This is a genomic window from Bradyrhizobium sp. JYMT SZCCT0180, assembly GCF_018130165.1.
Lineage (GTDB): Bacteria > Pseudomonadota > Alphaproteobacteria > Rhizobiales > Xanthobacteraceae > Bradyrhizobium.
The window spans coordinates 58,697-76,466 of sequence record NZ_JAFCLZ010000011.1; the positions used below are offsets into that span (position 1 = coordinate 58,697).

Sequence of the window (17,770 nt, forward strand, 5' to 3'; positions counted from 1 at the left end):
AGCCCCCTCACCCCGGCTTGATCCCCGCCGCCTGCATGATCGGCAGCAGCCGCTTTTCCTCGTCGTCGCGGAACTTGCTGATCTCGGCTGACGACGCCGGCCAGGGCGTGGCGCCAAGCTCGGCGTAGCGCTCCTGCAAGGCGCGATCGGCAAGCGCCTTTACGGTGAGCGCACTTACCTGCGCGACCAGATCGGCCTTCATGTTCGCTGGCCCGATCAGCGCGGTCCACGACGTCATCGCATATCCCGGCAGCACTTCGGCCATGGTAGGCACGTCAGGAAGTTCGGGAATGCGTTTGAGCGAAGTGACGGCGACCGGCTTGACCTGGCCCGCGCGCACACTCGGCAACGAGCCGGGCAGATTGTCGAACAACAGATCGACGCGGCCGCCGAGCAGGTCGGTCAACGCCGGCGCGGCGCCGCGATAGGGAATGTGATTGACCTCCACGCCGGCCATGCTGTTCATCATCTCGCCCGACAGATGCAGCGTGGTGCCGAACCCCGCCGAGGCGTAAGTGTACTTCTTCGGCTCCTTCTTGAACGCGGCCAGCAACTCCCTGATGTCGGAGGAGAACAGATCCTTCCTCGCCACCAGGATATTGGGCAACTGCCACATGCCGCCGACGAAGGTGAAATCGGCGCGCGGATCATAGGGAAGCTTTGCGTAGCTTCCGATCGCCAGCACGTTGCTGGCGATGCCGCCGAGGCCGAGCGTGTATCCGTCCGGCGGCGACTTCGCCACCGCATCCGCCCCCAGCACGCCGCCCGCGCCAGCCTTGTTCTCGACGACGAAGGACTGTCCGGACAGGTCGCTCATCTTCTGGCAGATGATCCGCGACAGCGTATCGGTGGCGCCGCCGGCCGGAAAACCGTTGACGTATTTCACCTGCCGTGTCGGCCAGGCCTCCTGCGCGAACGCTTCACGCCGGACGAGATACGGCGCGGCAATCGAGCCGCCGAGCATGGCCAGCAATTTGCGGCGGTTCACAGGCGTGAGCTGCGGCATCATTTTCCCTCCCTGGCGCAGGTGCCTGCTTGATTGGTCGGGCAAGGCTTGCTGCGCTGGCGACAGCGTAGTGCGTCGTTCTCCGGCGTGAAAGGGCCGAACAGCGCTCCGTCAAGTCAAATACATGCGGCTTATTGGCCCGTCGGCCGCGCCCGGCGTAGCCTTGGCAGAGCCGGGGCAAGTCGTTTCTGATATTCGGAAATCATGTCAAGCCCCGAAATGAAAAATATTTCTGTTTACCAGAACGAAAATCAGGTGCATAACTTTGCCCATCCCGTCCCACTCAGAGGGCGTCGGCCGTCGTCACGGACGTTGGACGGGTTGCGGTGGACGCTGGTTTACGCCTCGACGATGGCGTGGATAGGCGTACGGCAAAACCGTGTGGTCCTGGCACCCGTTGCAGGTGTCAAGTTGTCGGAGAAGCGCAAGCGGGAACGGCAGCGACGGAGTCAACCAAGAACTCGTCTCCGGGGAGATCACGGCATAAGCCGTAAAGCCATTGCGCAGGGAAGGCCGGGTGTTCTCCGCTGCCCTGTATGCTCGTGTGCAGCTTTTTTAGTGCAAATCGCACACGGGACCGCGGGTGCAGCGCGCACCCGGTCTTCCCTGCGCCCTCTCTATGAGAGGGCGGGAAGTTTCCAGCAAAGCTCGGGCGTAATGCGTCGCGAGAATGCGAAGTCATATTCCGCTGTCATCACCCGCGCATGCGGGTGATCCAGTATTCCAGAGACGCCGATGATAGAATCGAGAAGCCGCGGCGTACTGGATCCCCCGCTTTCGCGGGGGACGACACCGTTTGTGGAGCCGCGTCTTATCCGTCATTGCGAGGAGCAAAGCGACGAAGCAATCCATCCTTCCGCTGTGGCCGCTATGGATTGCTTCGCTTCGCTCGCAATGACAGGGGTTTGGTTTCGGAACTCCAACGGTTACCATGGGTTCTGGATAACGTTGCCGCCGCGCGGGGCGCCGGACGGATGTGAGGCTTGACCTTGTCGCTACGAAACCTGACCACCTACCGGAAAAAACGCGATTTCGAAAAGACCAGCGAACCCTCCGGCGACGTCAAGGTGGCGCCGTCGAAGCAGCGGCGGTTTGTGATCCAGAAGCATGACGCAACCCGGCTGCATTACGATCTCCGGCTGGAGTTCGACGGCGTTTTTAAATCGTGGGCGGTGACGCGCGGTCCTTCGCTCGATCCGCACGACAAGCGGCTCGCGGTCGAGGTCGAGGATCATCCGCTGGATTACGGCGATTTCGAAGGCACCATTCCCGATGACCAGTACGGCGGTGGCACCGTGCAGCTCTGGGATCGCGGCTACTGGAACTCCGACGACCCCGAGCGAGGATTCAAGAAGGGCGACCTGAAATTCAACCTGCACGGCGAGAAGCTGCATGGCAGCTGGGTGCTGGTGCGGATGAAGGGCGACCGCTATGGCGGCAAGCGCACCAACTGGCTGCTGATCAAGCATCGCGACGAATTCGTGAGGGAAGGCGACGCCAACGACATCCTCGACGAGGACAAATCGGTCGCGTCGGGCCGCTCGATGGATCAGATCGCGAACGGCAAGGGAAGGGCGCCAAAGCCGTTCATGCTGGCGAAGGGCGGCAAGACCAAAGCCGATGCGGTGTGGAATTCCAACCGCGGCGAGGCGGCGGAAGCGCGGGCGCAGGGAAAAACATCGATCAGGACATCGATCGCGCGGTCCACGCCTCCAACGAAGGCGCGCGCCGCGGCCAAGGCCAAGGCGGCCAACGCTAAGACGGCCAAGGCCAAGAAAGTCGATGCGATGCCGGATTTCGTCGCGCCGCAGCTTTGCGCCTCGGCCGAAAGCCCACCAAATTCGGACGGCTGGTGCCACGAGATCAAGTTCGACGGCTACCGCATGCAGTTGCGGGTCGAGGATGGCGACGCCGTCCTGAAAACCCGTAAAGCACTGGACTGGACGGAAAAGTTCGGCGCCATCGCCAAGGAGGCGGCATCGCTGCCGGATGTACTGATCGACGGCGAAATCGCTGCGCTCGATCACCATGGCGTGCCGCATTTCTCGACGCTGCAGGCCGCGATCTCCGACGGCAAAACCGGCGCGCTGATCTTCTTCGCGTTCGACCTGCTTTTCGCCGGCGGTGAGGATCTGCGCGGCCTGCCGCTGGGCGAGCGCAAGGCGCGCCTGAAGCAGCTTCTGGAAGCCAGGAAGCGTAAGGGCCGCCTGATTCAGTACGTCGCGCATTTCGAGGAAAGCGGCGATTCTGTCCTGGAAGCCGCCAACAAATTGGCGCTGGAAGGCATCATCTCCAAGAAGCTGGATGCGCCGTATCGATCCGGGCGGTCCGAAAGCTGGACCAAATCCAAGACCCGGGCCGGACACGAGGTCGTGCTGGGCGGCTGGAAGACCACCAACGGCAAATTCCGCTCGCTGATGGCCGGCGTCTATCGCGACGGTCATCTGGCCTTTGTCGGCCTCGTGGGCACCGGCTTCGGGCAGGACACGGTCCGGCGCATCATGCCGGCGCTAAAGGCGGCGAGTTCAGACAAGAGCCCGTTTGGCGGCAAGGACGCGCCGAAGAAGACCCGCGACGTGCATTGGCTGAAGCCTGAACTCGTCGCCGAGATCGAGTTCGCGGGGTGGACCGACGGCGGCAATATCAGGCAGGCGGCGTTCAAGGAGCTGCGGCAGGACAAGCCGGCGAATGAGGTTGAAGCGGAGAGGCCTGTCATGACCAAGGCGACAAAACCTTTGATCAGGTCCGGCAAGTCGTCGGCCAGCAAATCCGCTGAGGTGATGGGCGTCGTCATCTCAAAACCCGACAAGGCGCTGTGGCCCGACGGCGGGGACGGCAAGGGCGTGACCAAGCTCGATCTTGCGCGGTATTTCGAGGCGGTTGGCGAATGGATGATCGGCCATCTCAAGGGGCGGCCGTGCTCGGTGGTTCGTGCGCCCGATGGCATCAAGGGAGAGACGTTCTTTCAGCGTCACGGCATGCCGGGCAAGTCGGAGCTACTCGAACTCGTCAAGGTTTCGGGAGATCGCAAGCCATATTTGCAGATCGATCGCATCGAGGGCCTTGCTGCCGTAGCCCAAAGCGGCGGGCTCGAACTGCATCCCTGGAATTGCGCGCCGGACAAACCCGATGTGCCCGGCCGGCTGGTGTTCGATCTCGATCCAGCGCCGGAGGTCGAATTTGCCGACGTGATCGAGGCCGCCAAGGAGATGCGGCAGCGGCTCACCGCCGTGGGCCTCGAGAGCTTCTGCAAGACCACCGGCGGCAAGGGGCTGCACGTGGTGACGCCGCTGCTTCACGGGCCTAAGGACAAGGTGACCTGGAAGGAAGCGAAGGCGTTCGCGCAGGGCGTTTGCCAGTGGATGGCGAACGACGATCCCGAGCGCTATCTGCTCAACATGTCGAAGAAGCAGCGCCAGGGAAAGATCTTCCTCGACTATCTGCGCAACGACCGGATGTCGACGGCGGTCGCCGTGCTGTCGCCGCGCGCGCGCGAAGGCGCCACGGTTTCAATGCCGCTGACCTGGGCGCAGGTGCGCGGCGATCTCGATCCAAAGAAATACACTGTGCGCACGGTGCCGGCGTTGCTGGCCAAAACCAAGGCCTGGCAGGGCTACGATGAGGCGGCGGCGTCGATCAAGGCGGCGATGAAGAAGCTGGCGGGGCAGTGATGGTTCTCGTCAACCTCAGTCGTCATACTCCGCGAAAGCGGAGTATCCAGTACGCCGCGGCCTCTCGGCTCAATCGCCGGCGCCTCTGGAATACTGGATCACCCGCCCCCGTGCGCAATTGCGCACTCAGGCGGGTGATGACGGCGTGTAGTTTGCATCAGAAAGAGGTGGGCACGGCGCAAACGCGCCTTTGCCCACCCTGCGATCTCCAAATTTTCTACAGCTTCCCGAGCAACAACAATATCAGCAGGATCACGATCACCAGGCCGAGGCCGCCGCCACCGTAATAGCCGGTGCCGTAGAACGGTCCGCCGCCGATGCCGCTAAAGCCGCCGAGCAGGGCGATGATAAGAATGATCAGGATGATTGTTCCGAGTGACATGTAGCTCTCCTCAGCCCGGCATTGGGCGCCTGTTTGCCTTGCCCTCAACCGAAAAAACAAATGGCAATCGTGAAAGTTCCGTGTTTTGCAGCGCACATATCGAGCTTGCCTCTTCCTTTCGTGTGGAACGGAATTACATCTAGAATATCTGACCTGAGGATTTTCCGATGTCCGCACCGCTCGTCGTTTCCATTCCGCACAGCCTCGGCCGCGAAGAAGCGATGCGTCGCCTCAAGACAGGTTTATCGCGCGCGACGTCCAGCGTGCCGGTGCTGAGCGTCGATGAGGAGCGATGGGAAGACAACCGCATGATCTTTCGCGTCCGCGCGCTCGGGCAGGCGGCCTCAGGCCATGTCGATGTCGCCGACGATCATGTGAAGGTAGAGGTCGTGCTGCCGTGGCTGCTGCAGCGCTTCGCCGAAGTGGCGCAGGCCGCGATCCGCAGCCGCGGCAATCTGTTGCTGACCAAGAAGAACTAGGGCGTTGGCATCAAGCGCCTGCGCTTTGGCGCACGCTGCGCCGCGCCGTGATATCTCGCCTTCAGCACCGCCACGGGGAGGTGCGCCAACAGGTCGGACAACCGCAATTGTGAGGCATCGGCGTCGGCAAAGCCTTCCGCCGAATAGCCGCTGACATCGAGGGTGGCATCGTAGGTTTCCGCACGGGGCCACGCCCGGCCACTTTCGGAGAACGCGGCGGACGATTTCGTGACGACGACGATTGCGGCCTCGCGGCCACGACGGCGGGCAAAGGCGATGAAGTGGTCGCGATCAGGTCCGCTGATATCCAATGGCTGATAATCGCCGTTGGTGAAGACATCGGCGAGCTCGGTGCGCAACTTGAGGAGATGCCGCGTCCAGGCCAGTTTCAACTTGCCGCTCGGCCAATACTGCACCAGCTGGTCCCAGTCCGGTGCCTGCAGTGAAGCGAGCAGGTGGGCACGCGTGGCAAAATCGACGGGTCGCCGGTTGTCGGGATCGACCAGCGAGAAATCCCAAAGCTCGGTACCCTGATAGAAATCGGGTACGCCCGGCATCGTTGCCTTCAGCGTGATCTGGCTCAGTGAGTTCAGGGCGCCCAATAGCGATACGCGCCGCGCCAGTGCATCAAGCGCGTCCAGAAACTCGGCGGAGATCGAGCGGTCCAGAATGCGCGCGATGAAGGTCTTCAGTCCTGCTTCATAAGCCTCGTGCGGATTGAGCCAGCTGGTCTCCTCCTTGCCCTCGCGCGCCGCCTTCAGGGCATAGGCCTGCATCCGTTCCAGGAACGCCGCGTCGTCCGGCTGCCAGGCGCCGAGCAAGGCCTGATAGAGCATGTATTCGAACGTCGCCGACGGCGCGCGCATCTCGCCGTCGATGACCAGATGAGGCGCGTTGAGAACCTTCCACCGCGCCACGGCGCTGGTCCACTCGCCATGGATCTCGGACAGCGCCATGATCCGGGCGCGGGCGTCCTCGCCCCTCTTGGTGTCATGTGTTGCGGTTGCGGTCATGCCATGCGGCCATTCCCGGGTCCGCGTCTGCATGATCTGATGAAAATCTTCGACAGAGAGCGCCCTGGCAGATGGGTCGCCGCCGACCTCGTTGAGTGCGAGCAGGCGGTGGTAGCGATAGAACGTGGTGTCCTCGAGCGATTTCGCCATCATCGGCCCGGTGAATTGCTGCACCTTCAGCGCAAACCGCCGCACGCGCGGCGCGCTGTGCGGCGGCCGGCCGGGCTTGAGCAGGTCCATGGTCAGGGTGTCGCGCAGGAATTCGAAAATGCCGTCGTCGGCCGCGAACCAATCCGCGCGCGCCCTCGCGATGGTTTGCGAGATCAGCGCCCGGTCATGGGCGTTCGGACCCGACGACGTCAGATAGGTCCGGTAGACCGGGAAATGCAGCACATAGAGTTCCAGCGCCTGCCGCAGGCTGTCGGCGGAATAGTCCCGTGTCGAGTAGTGCCCACTGGCGATGCGCGCCAGGAGGCGCGTCAGCACCGTGAATTCGCTGGTCAACAGGGTTTCCAGCACCCGGCGCTTGGCCTCCTTCAGGATCGGCTCGAGTTTCGGCGACTGGCTGCTGATCTGGCGGAAGATTTCGCTGAGCGGTTCGAGCCCATTGCCGTCGACCAGCGCTTGCGTGATCGTGTTCATCCACTCGTAGCCGGTGGTGCCGTGAACCCCGGTGAAGGAAGGCAGCTTCTCGTCTTCGCCGAGAATCTTCTCGATCAGCATATAGAATGGCTTGGCGCCCTGCGCCCCACGGATCAGCCGGCGCAGGCGTTGAAAATATTGGACGGGATCGCGCAGGCCGTCGATGTGGTCGAGCCGCAGGCCCTGCAGCTTTCCTTCCGCGATCAGACGTCTGACGAGTTGATGGATGGCCTCGAAGGTGCCGGCGTCCTCGACGCGCAATCCCGCAAGCGAATTAACGTCGAAGAAGCGGCGGTAGTTGATGTCGCTGGAGGCAAGCCGCCAATGTCCGAGCTTGTAATGCTGGCGTTCGAGAAGGTGATGCAGCGCCAGCGTCTGGGCGGGACGATCCGGTCCGGCGCGATAGGCGTCGATCCCGTGCGCGATGGCCTCAGTGCTTCCTGCGATCGCCCGTAGCCCCGCCTTGAACGCCGGGGCTTCCTTCCGGTTGGGGCGGCGCAGCCCGTGGTAGCGCGCGGCGAGGGCGAGGATGTCCTTGCCGGCTGGACTAGCTTCGGCACCTGCTTCCCTGACCACGGTTCGCAGGATCTCGCTGTAGCGCTCGGGCGCGATCGGCAGCCGATGCTCGAAATACCATGCCGAGAAGCTGCCTTCGCTCGCATCATAGCGCAGTTCGATCTCGCCGCCTTCCAGCGCCTGGCCGTAGGATGAACCGATGATCGGCAGCAGCACGCCGCCGCGCGCGCGATACGGCAGCAGTTCCCAGTCGATGTCGAAGGATGCCGCGTGCGGCGAGGCCTGGCCCCATTCCAGCACGTCGAGCCACCACGGATTGTCCGCAAAGTGCACCCCGACATGGTTGGGCACGAAGTCGAGGATCAGTCCGAGATCGTATTTCCGCAGCGCCGCGCTCAACCGCTCGAAGCCGGCTTCGCCGCCGAGCTCGGGATTGAACCTTGTGTGATCGGTGATGTCGTAACCATGCGTGCTGCCCTTGCGCGCCGTCATGAAGGGCGAAGCGTAGAGATGCGTGATCCCGAGCGCCCCGAGATACGGGACGACGGAAGCGGCCGCATCGAAATCGAAACCCGCCGAAAGCTGCAGGCGGTAGGTCGCGATCGGGATCGCCGGGGGCATTTTCCTATCCGATGCGCCAGTGCACCGACCATGGCGGGACGCGCTCTCCCAACTCGCTGCCCCAGATCAGGGTTCCCTTGAATTCACCCGAAGTATTGGCGATCTCGAGGTCCGACAGATTGGCGAGCAGACGAAGCGTGGCGCCATCGCCCATGCGCCAGCTGGCGGTCATGAGGCCATTGCTGCCAGCCGTTGCATCGCCGAACGCCGCGCCTGCGAGGCGGGGCACGATCTCCCGCCGGCGGATCGCCAGCATCTGCTGCACGGTTGACTGCCGCCGTTGTGCCGCCGGCTCGGCGCGTTCATTCCAGTCGAGGGCAGCCGATTGGAAGGTGGATAGCGCCAAAGCGTCGGGGACCTCGTCGCCATATTCGGCGTAGGCCCAGGCGTATTCGCTGCGGCGGCCCTTGCGGACCGCGTCCGCCAGTCCGCCCTTGAAATCACAGAAGAAGGGGAAGGGTGTTCTCGAGCCCCATTCCTCCCCCATGAACAGCATAGGGATTGCAGGGGCCAACAGCATGACGGCGAGGGCCGCTTCGATCGCTCTGGGATCCGCCACCGCTTCGAGCCGGTCGCCAAAGGCGCGGTTGCCGACCTGGTCGTGGTTCTGCAGGAAATTGATGAAAGCCGTCGGTGCGAGCTTGCCGCTCGGTTCGCCGCGCCTGCCGCCGCGAAATTCCGAGATTTCACCCTGGTAGACAAACCCGGAGGATAGCGATCTGGCGATGTCGCCCAGCGGCGAACGCTGATAGTCGCAATAATACCCCTGCTTCTCGCGGGTCATCAGCACGCGCCAGGCGTGATGATAATCGTCGTTCCACTGCGCGCGATATTTGCCGCGCGGCGGGTCCTGCGCGGCGTCAAGGATGCTGGCGCGGTTGTCGCCGTTTTCCAGCACCAGGTGAATGTGCCGACCGGTTGCCGCGGCGAACTGGCCTACAGCCATGCTGAGATCGTGCAGCAGCGAGAGCCCACCCGGCTCGACGATGCTGTTCACCGCATCCAGCCGCAATCCGTCGAAGCGATAGTCGCGCAGCCAATGCAGTGCATTCTCGATCGCGAAGGCGCGTACTTGCGGCACGCGGTAATCGATCGCGCTGCCCCACGGGGTGTGGGCCTCCGTAAAGAACCCCGGCGCGTAACGGCCGAGATAATTTCCCTCGGGGCCGAAATGGTTATAGACCACGTCGAGAAACACCATCAGGCCACGCAGATGCGCCTCGTCGATCAGCGCCTTGAGATCCTCAGGCCGGCCATAGGCGCTGTCGGGCGCATACCACAGCACGCCGTCATAGCCCCAGTTGCGGCTGCCGGCGAAATCCGCCAGCGGCAGCAACTCCAGCGCGGTGATGCCGGTCTGCACGAGATGATCGAGCCGCCCGATCATGGCGCGGTAGCTGCCGTCCTGCGTGAAGGTCCCGACATGAGCCTCGATGATGACGGCTTCCTGCCAGGGCCGCCCGCGCCACTCCGTGGCGCGCCACGGAAAGGCGGCGTGGTCGATCACCTCGCTCGGACCGAAGACGTCTTCGGGCTGGAAATCGGCGGCAGGGTCGGGGACATCGATCTCGTCGTCGATGCGGAATTTGTAGCGGGCGCCCGATTTCGCGCCCGGAATATTGGTGGAAAACCATCCATCGTCGCCGCGCTGCATCGCATGGGGTTGTTGCAGCAGCAGATCGACACGCTTGGCCGCCGGCGCCCACAGGCGAAAGCGCGCGCCGTCTTTCGTCAGCTTGGGGCCAAATTGTCGGTCATTCATGCTGAGCCCGCAAAGGCGAGCACCGAGCGCGGCGGTGCTTTCAGGTCGGCGCCCGCGGCGAAGTCCGCCGTCGCTTGTGCGATTTCGGTGGTATTCAGCACCCGCTGCCAGCTCTTGTATTTGCTCATCTTGGGCAATTTGAATGCGATCTCTTCGGGGGCGGCGTTCAGAACGATAAAGATCGGCGCTTGTCCTTGTTCCATCGGTCCGAGCACATAGGCGAGGAATCGTCCTTCCGGAAACTTCCAGTCGGATTCCTTCATGTCCTCGGCGGCCGGCGTCAGCCACAGCACGCCGTAGGAGCCGTCGGCGCGACGGCCGTCGAGCCAGCGCTGGCAGCGGATCTGGCCGAACCGCCGGCGCAAGCCGGTCAAATGGCCGATGAAATCGGTGAGGTCCTCGCCTTCCTTGCCGAGGTTTTCCCAGCCAACCCAGCCGATCTCGTTGTCCTGGCAATAGGCGTTATTGTTGCCGCTTTGCGAGTTGCCGACTTCATCGCCGGCCAACATCAGCGGCGTGCCCTGCGCGAGCATCAGGCACGCCAGCTGGTTCTTGCGGAGCTGGCGGCGCAACGCGATGATCGCAACGTCGTCGGTCGGGCCTTCATGCCCGCAATTGTTGCTGTCGTTGTGGCTGGAGCCGTCGCGATTGTCTTCGCCGTTGGCCTCGTTGTGCTTCTCGTTGTAGCTGAACAGATCCGCCAGCGTGAAGCCGTCATGAACGGTGATGTGATTGATGCCAGCGCGCGGGGCGCGATTGTCATGGTGAAACAGGTCGGAGGAGGCGGTCATGCGGCTCGATATTTCGCCGATCAGGCTGCCTTCGCCGCTCCAGTAGCGCCGCATCGCGCTGCGATATCTGTCGTTCCATTCCGACCATTGCGACGGGAATGCGCCAACCTGATAGCCGCCCAGACCGAGATCCCAGGGTTCGGCGACCAGTTTGACGGTTGCCAGCACCGGATCCTGCCGCACGGCGGTGAGGAACGCAGCGTTGCGGTCGAATCCGTTCGGCCCGCGCGCCAGCGTGGTGGCGAGATCGAAACGGAAGCCGTCGACGTGGCAGACCTCGACCCAATAGCGCAGCGAATCCATCACCATTTGCAGCACGCGCGGATGGGTTAGATTGACCGAACTGCCGCAGCCGGTGAAGTCGTCATAGAAGCGCCGATTGTCCGGCTTGAGCCAGTAATAGGACGCATTGTCGATGCCGCGAAACGACAGCGTCGGGCCGAGATGATTGCCTTCGGCAGTGTGATTGTAGACGACGTCGAGCATCACCTCGATGCCGGCATCGTGCAGCCGCGCCACCGTGGTGCGGAACGCATCGAGCGGATTGTCCTGCGCGTAGCGCCCTTCGGGCGCGAAGAACGCCAGTGTGTTGTAGCCCCAGTAGTTCGCCAGCTTCTTTTCGACCAGCACGCGGTCGTCGATCAGCCCGTGGACCGGCAGCAATTCGATGGTGGTGACGCCAAGGCGCTTGAGATGATCGATCATCGCAGGCGAGGCGAGTCCGCCATAGGTGCCGCGCAGGCCCGGCGGCACGTCGTCGCGCTTCTGCGTCAGGCCCTTGACGTGGGCCTCATAGATGATGGTGTCTTCCCAGGAAATATTGGGGCGCATCTCGCGGCGGCCCCAATTGAAGGTCTCGTCGACGACGACCGCCTTGGGCATGCCGCGGGCGTTGTCGCGCCGGTCAAAGGAGAGATCCTCGCGCGAGCTGCCGGCCCGATAACCGAAATGCGCGTCGCTCCAGACCAGCCGGCCGGCCAGCCGCCTTGCATAGGGATCGAGCAGCAGCTTGTTGGCGTTGAAGCGGTGTCCGTGCTCGGGATGGTAGGGCCCGTGGACCCGATAGCCGTAGAGCTGTCCGGGCGAGACGTCGTTGAGATAGCCGTGCCAGACATCCTCGGTGCGCTCGGGCAGTTCGATGCGCTCGAGTTCGCGGCGGCCCTGACCGTCGAACAGGCAGAGTTCGACCTTCTCTGCGTTGGCCGAGAACAGCGCAAAATTGGTGCCTCTTCCGTCCCAGCTTGCGCCAAGGCGTGAGGGCGTTCCCGCGGTCAGGCGCATGCGTCAGCTTTCCGGTACGAGAAAGATCGCGGCCAGCGGCGGAATCGTCAGCTTGAGTTCGGGGATGTTTCCCTCCAGCGTCCGGACCTCGCCGATATTGCCGACATTGCTGCCGCCATAATGCGCGGAGTCCGAATTGAACACTTCTTTCCATTTGCCGGCAAACGGCACACGTACCCGGTAATCGTAGTAGACGTTGGGCGAGAAGTTCACGACCACGAGGCAGCGCGCTCGCGCATCAAGGCCCTTGCGGACCCAGGCAAAGACGTTGCCGCCGGAATCATGGGTGATCACCCATTCGAAGCCCGGCTGGCTGCAATCCAGCTCGTGCAGCGCCGGCACCGTGCGATAGAGGTGGTTGAGGTCGCGGACCAGGCTGTGGATGCCGGCATGCCTTGGTTGTTGCAGCAGGTGCCAATCCAGCGAGTGATCGTGATTCCACTCGCGCTCCTGGCCGAACTCGCAGCCCATGAACATCAGCTTCTTGCCGGGATGCCCGAACATGAAGCTGTAATAGGCGCGCAAATTCGCAAAACGCTGCCAGTCGTCGCCGGGCATCCGTCCGAGGATCGAGCGTTTGCCGTGCACGACTTCGTCATGCGACAGCGGCAGGATGAAGTTCTCCGAGAACGCATATTGCAGGCCGAACAGGATGTCGCCGTGATGGAATTTGCGGTGGATCGGATCCTTGCCGATGTATTTCAGCGTGTCGTGCATCCAGCCCATGTTCCACTTGTAGCCGAAGCCGAGCCCGCCATATTCGACCGGGCGGGAGACTTGCGGCCAGGCGGTGGATTCTTCCGCCGCGGTGGTGGCGTCCGGGAAGCGTCCGAACACTTCGGTGTTGAAGCGGCGCAGGAAGCCGATGGCTTCGAGATTTTCCCGCCCGCCATGCTGGTTTGGAATCCATTCGCCGGCGGGCCTCGAGTAGTCGAGATAGAGCATCGAGGCCACCGCATCGACGCGCAGTCCGTCGATGGCGTAGCGCTCCAGCCAGAACAGCGCGTTCGACACCAGGAAATTCACCACTTCGGTACGGCCGTAATTGTAGATCAGCGTGCCCCAGTCGAGATGGCGGCCCTGCAAGGGGTTGGCGTGTTCGTACAATGCGGTGCCGTCGAAATGGCCGAGGCCATGGGGATCGTCGGGGAAGTGCCCGGGTACCCAGTCGAGCAGCACGGCGATGCCCTCGCGATGGAAGGCATCGACCAGTGCGGCAAAATCCTCCGGCGTGCCGAACCGGCTGGTGGGTGCGAACAGGCCGGTCGGCTGATAGCCCCACGAGCCGTCGAACGGATGTTCGCTGATGGGAAGAAGTTCGACATGGGTAAATCCGAGATCCCTGACATAGGCCGGAAGCTGCTCGGCGAGCTCGCGGTAAGTCAGCCACTCGTTGCTGCCCTTGCGCCGCCATGAGCCGAGATGAACCTCGTAAATCGACATCGGCGCGTTCAACGCATTCATTCCCGTCGGTGCCGGGCGCGGACGCGGCAGGTTCGCCTGGTCGAAAACGATCGAGGCAGTCTTGGGACGCACTTCGGCGGCAAAGGCGACCGGATCGGACTTCAGCGGCAAATGCTGTCCGTTGGGTTCGATGATGTCGAACTTGTAGTGGTCGCCGACGTTGGCGCGAGGAATGAACAGCTCCCAATAGCCGACGCCGCGCACCCGCATCGGGTGCCGGCGCGGATTCCAGTAATTGAAATCGCCGACCACGCTGACGCCGCGGGCGTTCGGCGCCAGCACGACAAAGGCCACGCCCTCGACGCCTTCGAGCGTCATCGGATGGGCGCCGAGCTTGTCGTAGATGCGCTGATGGGTGCCCTCGCCGAGCAGGTAAAGGTCGAAGTCGCTCAGGACGGGCGGAAAGCGGTAGGGGTCGTCGAGTTCGACCAGTTTGTCGCCGAACCGGGCGCGCAATTGATAGCGCGTAGAGCCGTTCGGCAGCGCACCGGCAAATAGCCCGGCATCGTGGATCCGCGCCAGCGGCGCCCGTTCACCATGTTCACCGATTGCCTCGACATTGGAGGCTTCCGGCAGGAACGCACGCACGATCTTGCGGTCGCCCTCGGTATGGAGGCCGAGATAATGGAATGGGTCGGTGTGATTGCCCTGGATGATCGCATAGGCCTCGGCGGGTAGCTTGGTCATAAGGCCTCAAGCGACTGTTGCGGCAAAATACGGAGCATTCCGGTCAAGGCCGTTCGTAGCCAATCCGGCCGGTAGGATAGTTCATATTCGATCTCGTAGCATGCCTTCTCCAGCAGGAAGAAGTTGAGCATCTGCTCGGCGGCTTCAGGGTCGGCTGGCCAAAGGCGCTTGTTAACCATGGCTTCGCGATAGGCGACCAGGAACGCGGCGGTCGCCCGATTGCGCCACTCGGCGAGCGCAGCCCCGAGCTTGCCGTTTTCATCGTGGGCTACCTTGAGCGCCCGCTCAAGCGCTGCAGTCGTCGAATAATCGATCGAACGGACCATGCTGGCGACGTCGCGCGCCGCGGGTGCCTTGCGCCGACGCTCGGCGATGGAGCGCCGCGGGTCGCCGTCGAAATCGACGATGAAGATGTCGTCCTTGACGATCAGCAGCCGGCCAAGATGGAAGTCGCCGTGATGGCGGATATTGAGCCCGGCGTTTTCTTGCGGCAACAGCGCCTTCAGCCGATCGGGCAGGCCGGATTGCTGGGCCAACAGCTGATCGACCAACGGACGATCCGCCTCTTTCAGCGTATCGCGTCGCTGCTTCAGCGTGTCGAAGACTCGCTCGACGCGGGCCAGGGTGTCGCCGAACCAACGCTGGACATCCTCGTGCTTGATGGGCTCCGGCACGAAGTCGGGACGCTCATTATTGCTGGCCAGTGCGACATGCATCTCGGCGACGCGCCGGCCAGCCTGCGACATGTAGCGCAGAAACGAGACCTGATCCTCGCTTTCCCTGACACGCTCGCTTGCCGCCAGCAGGCGCTGCTCGTCGACGAAGCGGTCGAGATAGGCCGCGGTCACGGCCCAGGCGTCGCCCTGGTTGGCGACGAAAGCATGCAGGACGCCGATAGCGTTTCGTTCGTCACCGTCAATCAGTTCGGCGCTGCCGAGCAGTGCCGGCGTGTTGGCGAAGTTCGCGACGTCGGTCAGGAAGCGTCCCATCTCGATCTCGGGAGTGATGCCGGCCTGCAGCGTGCGATAGATCTTCACGACATATTCCTCATCCACCTGCGCGGTGCTGTCGAGCCGTTCGGTCTCGATGATGCGGATATGTTCGGGCTGCTTGATCGCCTTGTCGGAGAAACGGTTGGTCGGCCGGAATTCCAGCTTCAATCCCTGCTCGCTTTCGTCGACGATCAGCGACTCCTTGAGGTTTCGCAGCAGGATCGCGATGAAGATCTGGTCGTTGGCGACGTCGAGCAGCGTTCCTTCGCGGGCGCCCTGACGCACGGCCGCCAGGGCGCGCGGGTTGTAGCGCTCGCGATCGAACCGCACCCATTCGATCTGCAGCGGAAGCACGTAGCGCGTGGTAACGCCGCGCTGTGTCGACTTGAAGAAGGCGAGCCATGGCCGGTTGTCGCCGATGTCGCAGAACGGGATTGCCGAAATCAATGTCGGCTGGATCGCCTTGGCCGATCGCTCCGGATACCAGCGCGTCCGCGCCAGATGCCCGGGCAGCACGTCGCGCTCGAACACGCCGCGGGTGCGCGCCAGCGAGACCCAGGTCGCGCCCAGCGGCACCACCAGCGTTTCGAATTCGGGGACGGCCCGGTGCACCACCGGCTCCGACTTGTCGCGCTCCTGCAGCTCGAACCAGTAAAAGCCGTAGGGTGCCAGCGTGATCATGTAGGGCAGTTCGCCGATCGCGGGGAAGCGCGTGCGGCCGAGCATCTCCAGGGGAATCCGGTCCTTCCATGCCGACAGATCTAGTTCGGTGGCCTGTGCGGAGCGCGACAGATTGGCGACGCAGAGAATGGCCTCGTCCTCGTACTGGCGCACATAGCACAGCACCGAGCGGTTTTCCGGGCGGATGAACGTCATGGTGCCGCGGCCGAAAGCCAGCGTCGATTTGCGGACCGCGATCAGCCGTTTGGTGGCTGACAGCAGCGACGACAGGCTGCGCGACTGCGCCTCGACATTGACGGATTCATAGCCGTAGACGGGATCCATGATGGTGGGCGCATAAAGCCGCGCCGGATCGGCGCGCGAGAACCCACCATTGCGGTCCGGCGTCCATTGCATCGGCGTGCGCACGCCGTTGCGATCGCCGAGATAGATGTTGTCGCCCATGCCGATTTCGTCGCCGTAATAGATGATCGGCGTGCCCGGGAACGACAGCAGCAGCGAGTTCATCAGCTCGATCTTGCGCCGGTCATTGTCCATCAGCGGCGCCAGGCGCCGGCGGATACCGACATTGATGCGGGCGCGGGGGTCGTTGGCGTAGGTCGACCACAAATAATCGCGCTCGACGTCGGTGACCATTTCCAGCGTCAGCTCGTCATGGTTGCGCAGGAACAGCGCCCACTGGCAATTGCTCGGAATGTCAGGCGTCTGCCGCAGGATGTCGGTGATCGGAAAGCGGTCTTCCTGCGCGATCGCCATGTAGATGCGCGGCATCAGCGGAAAATGATAGGCCATGTGGCATTCATCGCTGCGGCCGAAATATTCCTGCACGTCCTCGGGCCATTGGTTGGCCTCCGCCAGCAACACCTTGCCTTTGGCATAGGCGTCGAGCTCGATGCGCAGCCGCTTGATGATCGCGTGGGTCTCGGGCAGGTTCTCGTTGTTGGTGCCGTCGCGCTCGCACAGATAGGGAATGGCATCGAGGCGGAAACCATCGACGCCGGTATCGAGCCAGCGCTTCATCACCTTTACCAGCGCACTGACCACGCGCGGATTGTCGAAATTGAGATCCGGCTGGTGCGCGAAGAAGCGATGCCAGTAGAACTGGCCGGCTTCCGGGTCCCAGGTCCAGTTCGACTTCTCGGTATCGGTGAAGATGATCCGCGTGCCCTGGTATTTCTGGTCGGTATCGCTCCAGACATACCAGTTGCGCGCGCTCGAATCCGGGCCGCTGCGCCGGGCGCGCTTGAACCAGTCGTGCTGGTCGGAGGTGTGATTGACGACGAGCTCGGTGATGACGCGCAGGCCGCGCCGCTTGGCTTCCTGGATGAAGCGCCGGAAATCCTTCATCGTCCCGAAATCGGGATTGATGTCGCCATAGTCGGCGATGTCGTAGCCGTCGTCACGCCCGGGTGAGGGGTAGAACGGCAACAGCCATAGCGTGGTGACGCCGAGGTCCTGCAGGTAACCCAGCTTCTCCGTCAGTCCTGCGAAATCGCCGATGCCGTCATTGTTGCTGTCGGCAAAGGCCTTGACGTGGAGCTGATAGATGATGGCATCCTTGTACCAGAGCTCATCGTCGCTGGACTCGACGGCTGGCACCTCGCTTGCATCGATCGCAAAGCTGCCGCCGTCATGCAGCGGATCGGCAGCATCGAATCGGAAGGAGACGCCGGCCTTGGAGCTTTCGCCGGTTTGGACTTTTTTGTTCACGGTGATGCCATAGCCATGGAAACGACGCCCCCATTTCACTTGCGAGAAAGGAGACGTTCCGGAGATATGTAG

At 62.9% G+C, this 17,770-nt stretch carries 9 protein-coding genes; 2 read left to right on the forward strand and 7 right to left on the reverse strand.

Going from position 1 to position 17,770, the window contains the following annotated elements; genetic code table 11:
• Window positions 1–7: 7 nt before the first annotated feature.
• Entirely contained in the window at window positions 8–1,009 is a 1,002-nt protein-coding gene (locus JQ641_RS17445) for a Bug family tripartite tricarboxylate transporter substrate binding protein (protein WP_211997221.1), read from the reverse strand.
• 986 nt (window positions 1,010–1,995) lie between these two features.
• Here JQ641_RS17445 and ligD point away from each other — a divergent pair.
• A complete protein-coding gene (ligD, locus tag JQ641_RS17450) occupies window positions 1,996–4,677 on the forward strand; it encodes a DNA ligase D (RefSeq protein WP_211997222.1) in 2,682 nt (893 codons plus the stop codon).
• Window positions 4,678–4,894: 217 nt separating this feature from the next.
• Here the strand turns inward: ligD and JQ641_RS17455 are convergent, their stop codons facing one another.
• Entirely contained in the window at window positions 4,895–5,059 is a 165-nt protein-coding gene (locus tag JQ641_RS17455) for a DUF3309 family protein (protein ID WP_192740124.1), read from the reverse strand.
• A gap of 167 nt (window positions 5,060–5,226) precedes the next feature.
• Between JQ641_RS17455 and JQ641_RS17460 the strand changes: the two genes are divergently transcribed.
• Window positions 5,227–5,538 (forward strand): polyhydroxyalkanoic acid system family protein, encoded by a 312-nt coding sequence (locus JQ641_RS17460; protein ID WP_211997223.1) that lies wholly within the window; start codon window positions 5,227–5,229, stop codon window positions 5,536–5,538.
• Here the strand turns inward: JQ641_RS17460 and treY are convergent.
• The 5 genes from treY to treS are packed head-to-tail and all read right to left on the reverse strand — an operon-like array spanning window position 5,535 to window position 17,602.
• Window positions 5,535–8,330 carry a malto-oligosyltrehalose synthase gene (gene treY, locus JQ641_RS17465; RefSeq protein WP_211997224.1) on the reverse strand — a complete coding sequence of 932 codons (2,796 nt, stop codon included), beginning with the start codon at window positions 8,328–8,330 and terminating at the stop codon, window positions 5,535–5,537. The genes JQ641_RS17460 and treY overlap by 4 nt on opposite strands.
• Window positions 8,331–8,334: 4 nt before the next feature.
• A complete protein-coding gene (gene treZ / locus JQ641_RS17470) occupies window positions 8,335–10,092 on the reverse strand; it encodes a malto-oligosyltrehalose trehalohydrolase (RefSeq protein WP_211997225.1) in 1,758 nt (585 codons plus the stop codon).
• The gene (gene glgX, locus JQ641_RS17475; RefSeq protein ID WP_211997226.1) at window positions 10,089–12,164 is read right to left on the reverse strand and encodes a glycogen debranching protein GlgX; all 2,076 of its coding nucleotides are present in this window, start codon (window positions 12,162–12,164) and stop codon (window positions 10,089–10,091) included. Before glgX ends, treZ begins: the two co-directional genes overlap by 4 nt.
• Before the next feature lie 3 nt (window positions 12,165–12,167).
• Window positions 12,168–14,315, reverse strand: a complete 2,148-nt coding sequence (gene glgB / locus JQ641_RS17480; RefSeq protein ID WP_211997227.1) for a 1,4-alpha-glucan branching protein GlgB — start codon at window positions 14,313–14,315, stop codon at window positions 12,168–12,170.
• A complete protein-coding gene (gene treS, locus JQ641_RS17485) occupies window positions 14,312–17,602 on the reverse strand; it encodes a maltose alpha-D-glucosyltransferase (RefSeq protein WP_211997394.1) in 3,291 nt (1,096 codons plus the stop codon). The genes glgB and treS overlap by 4 nt, the downstream gene beginning before the upstream one ends.
• Window positions 17,603–17,770: the final 168 nt, after the last annotated feature.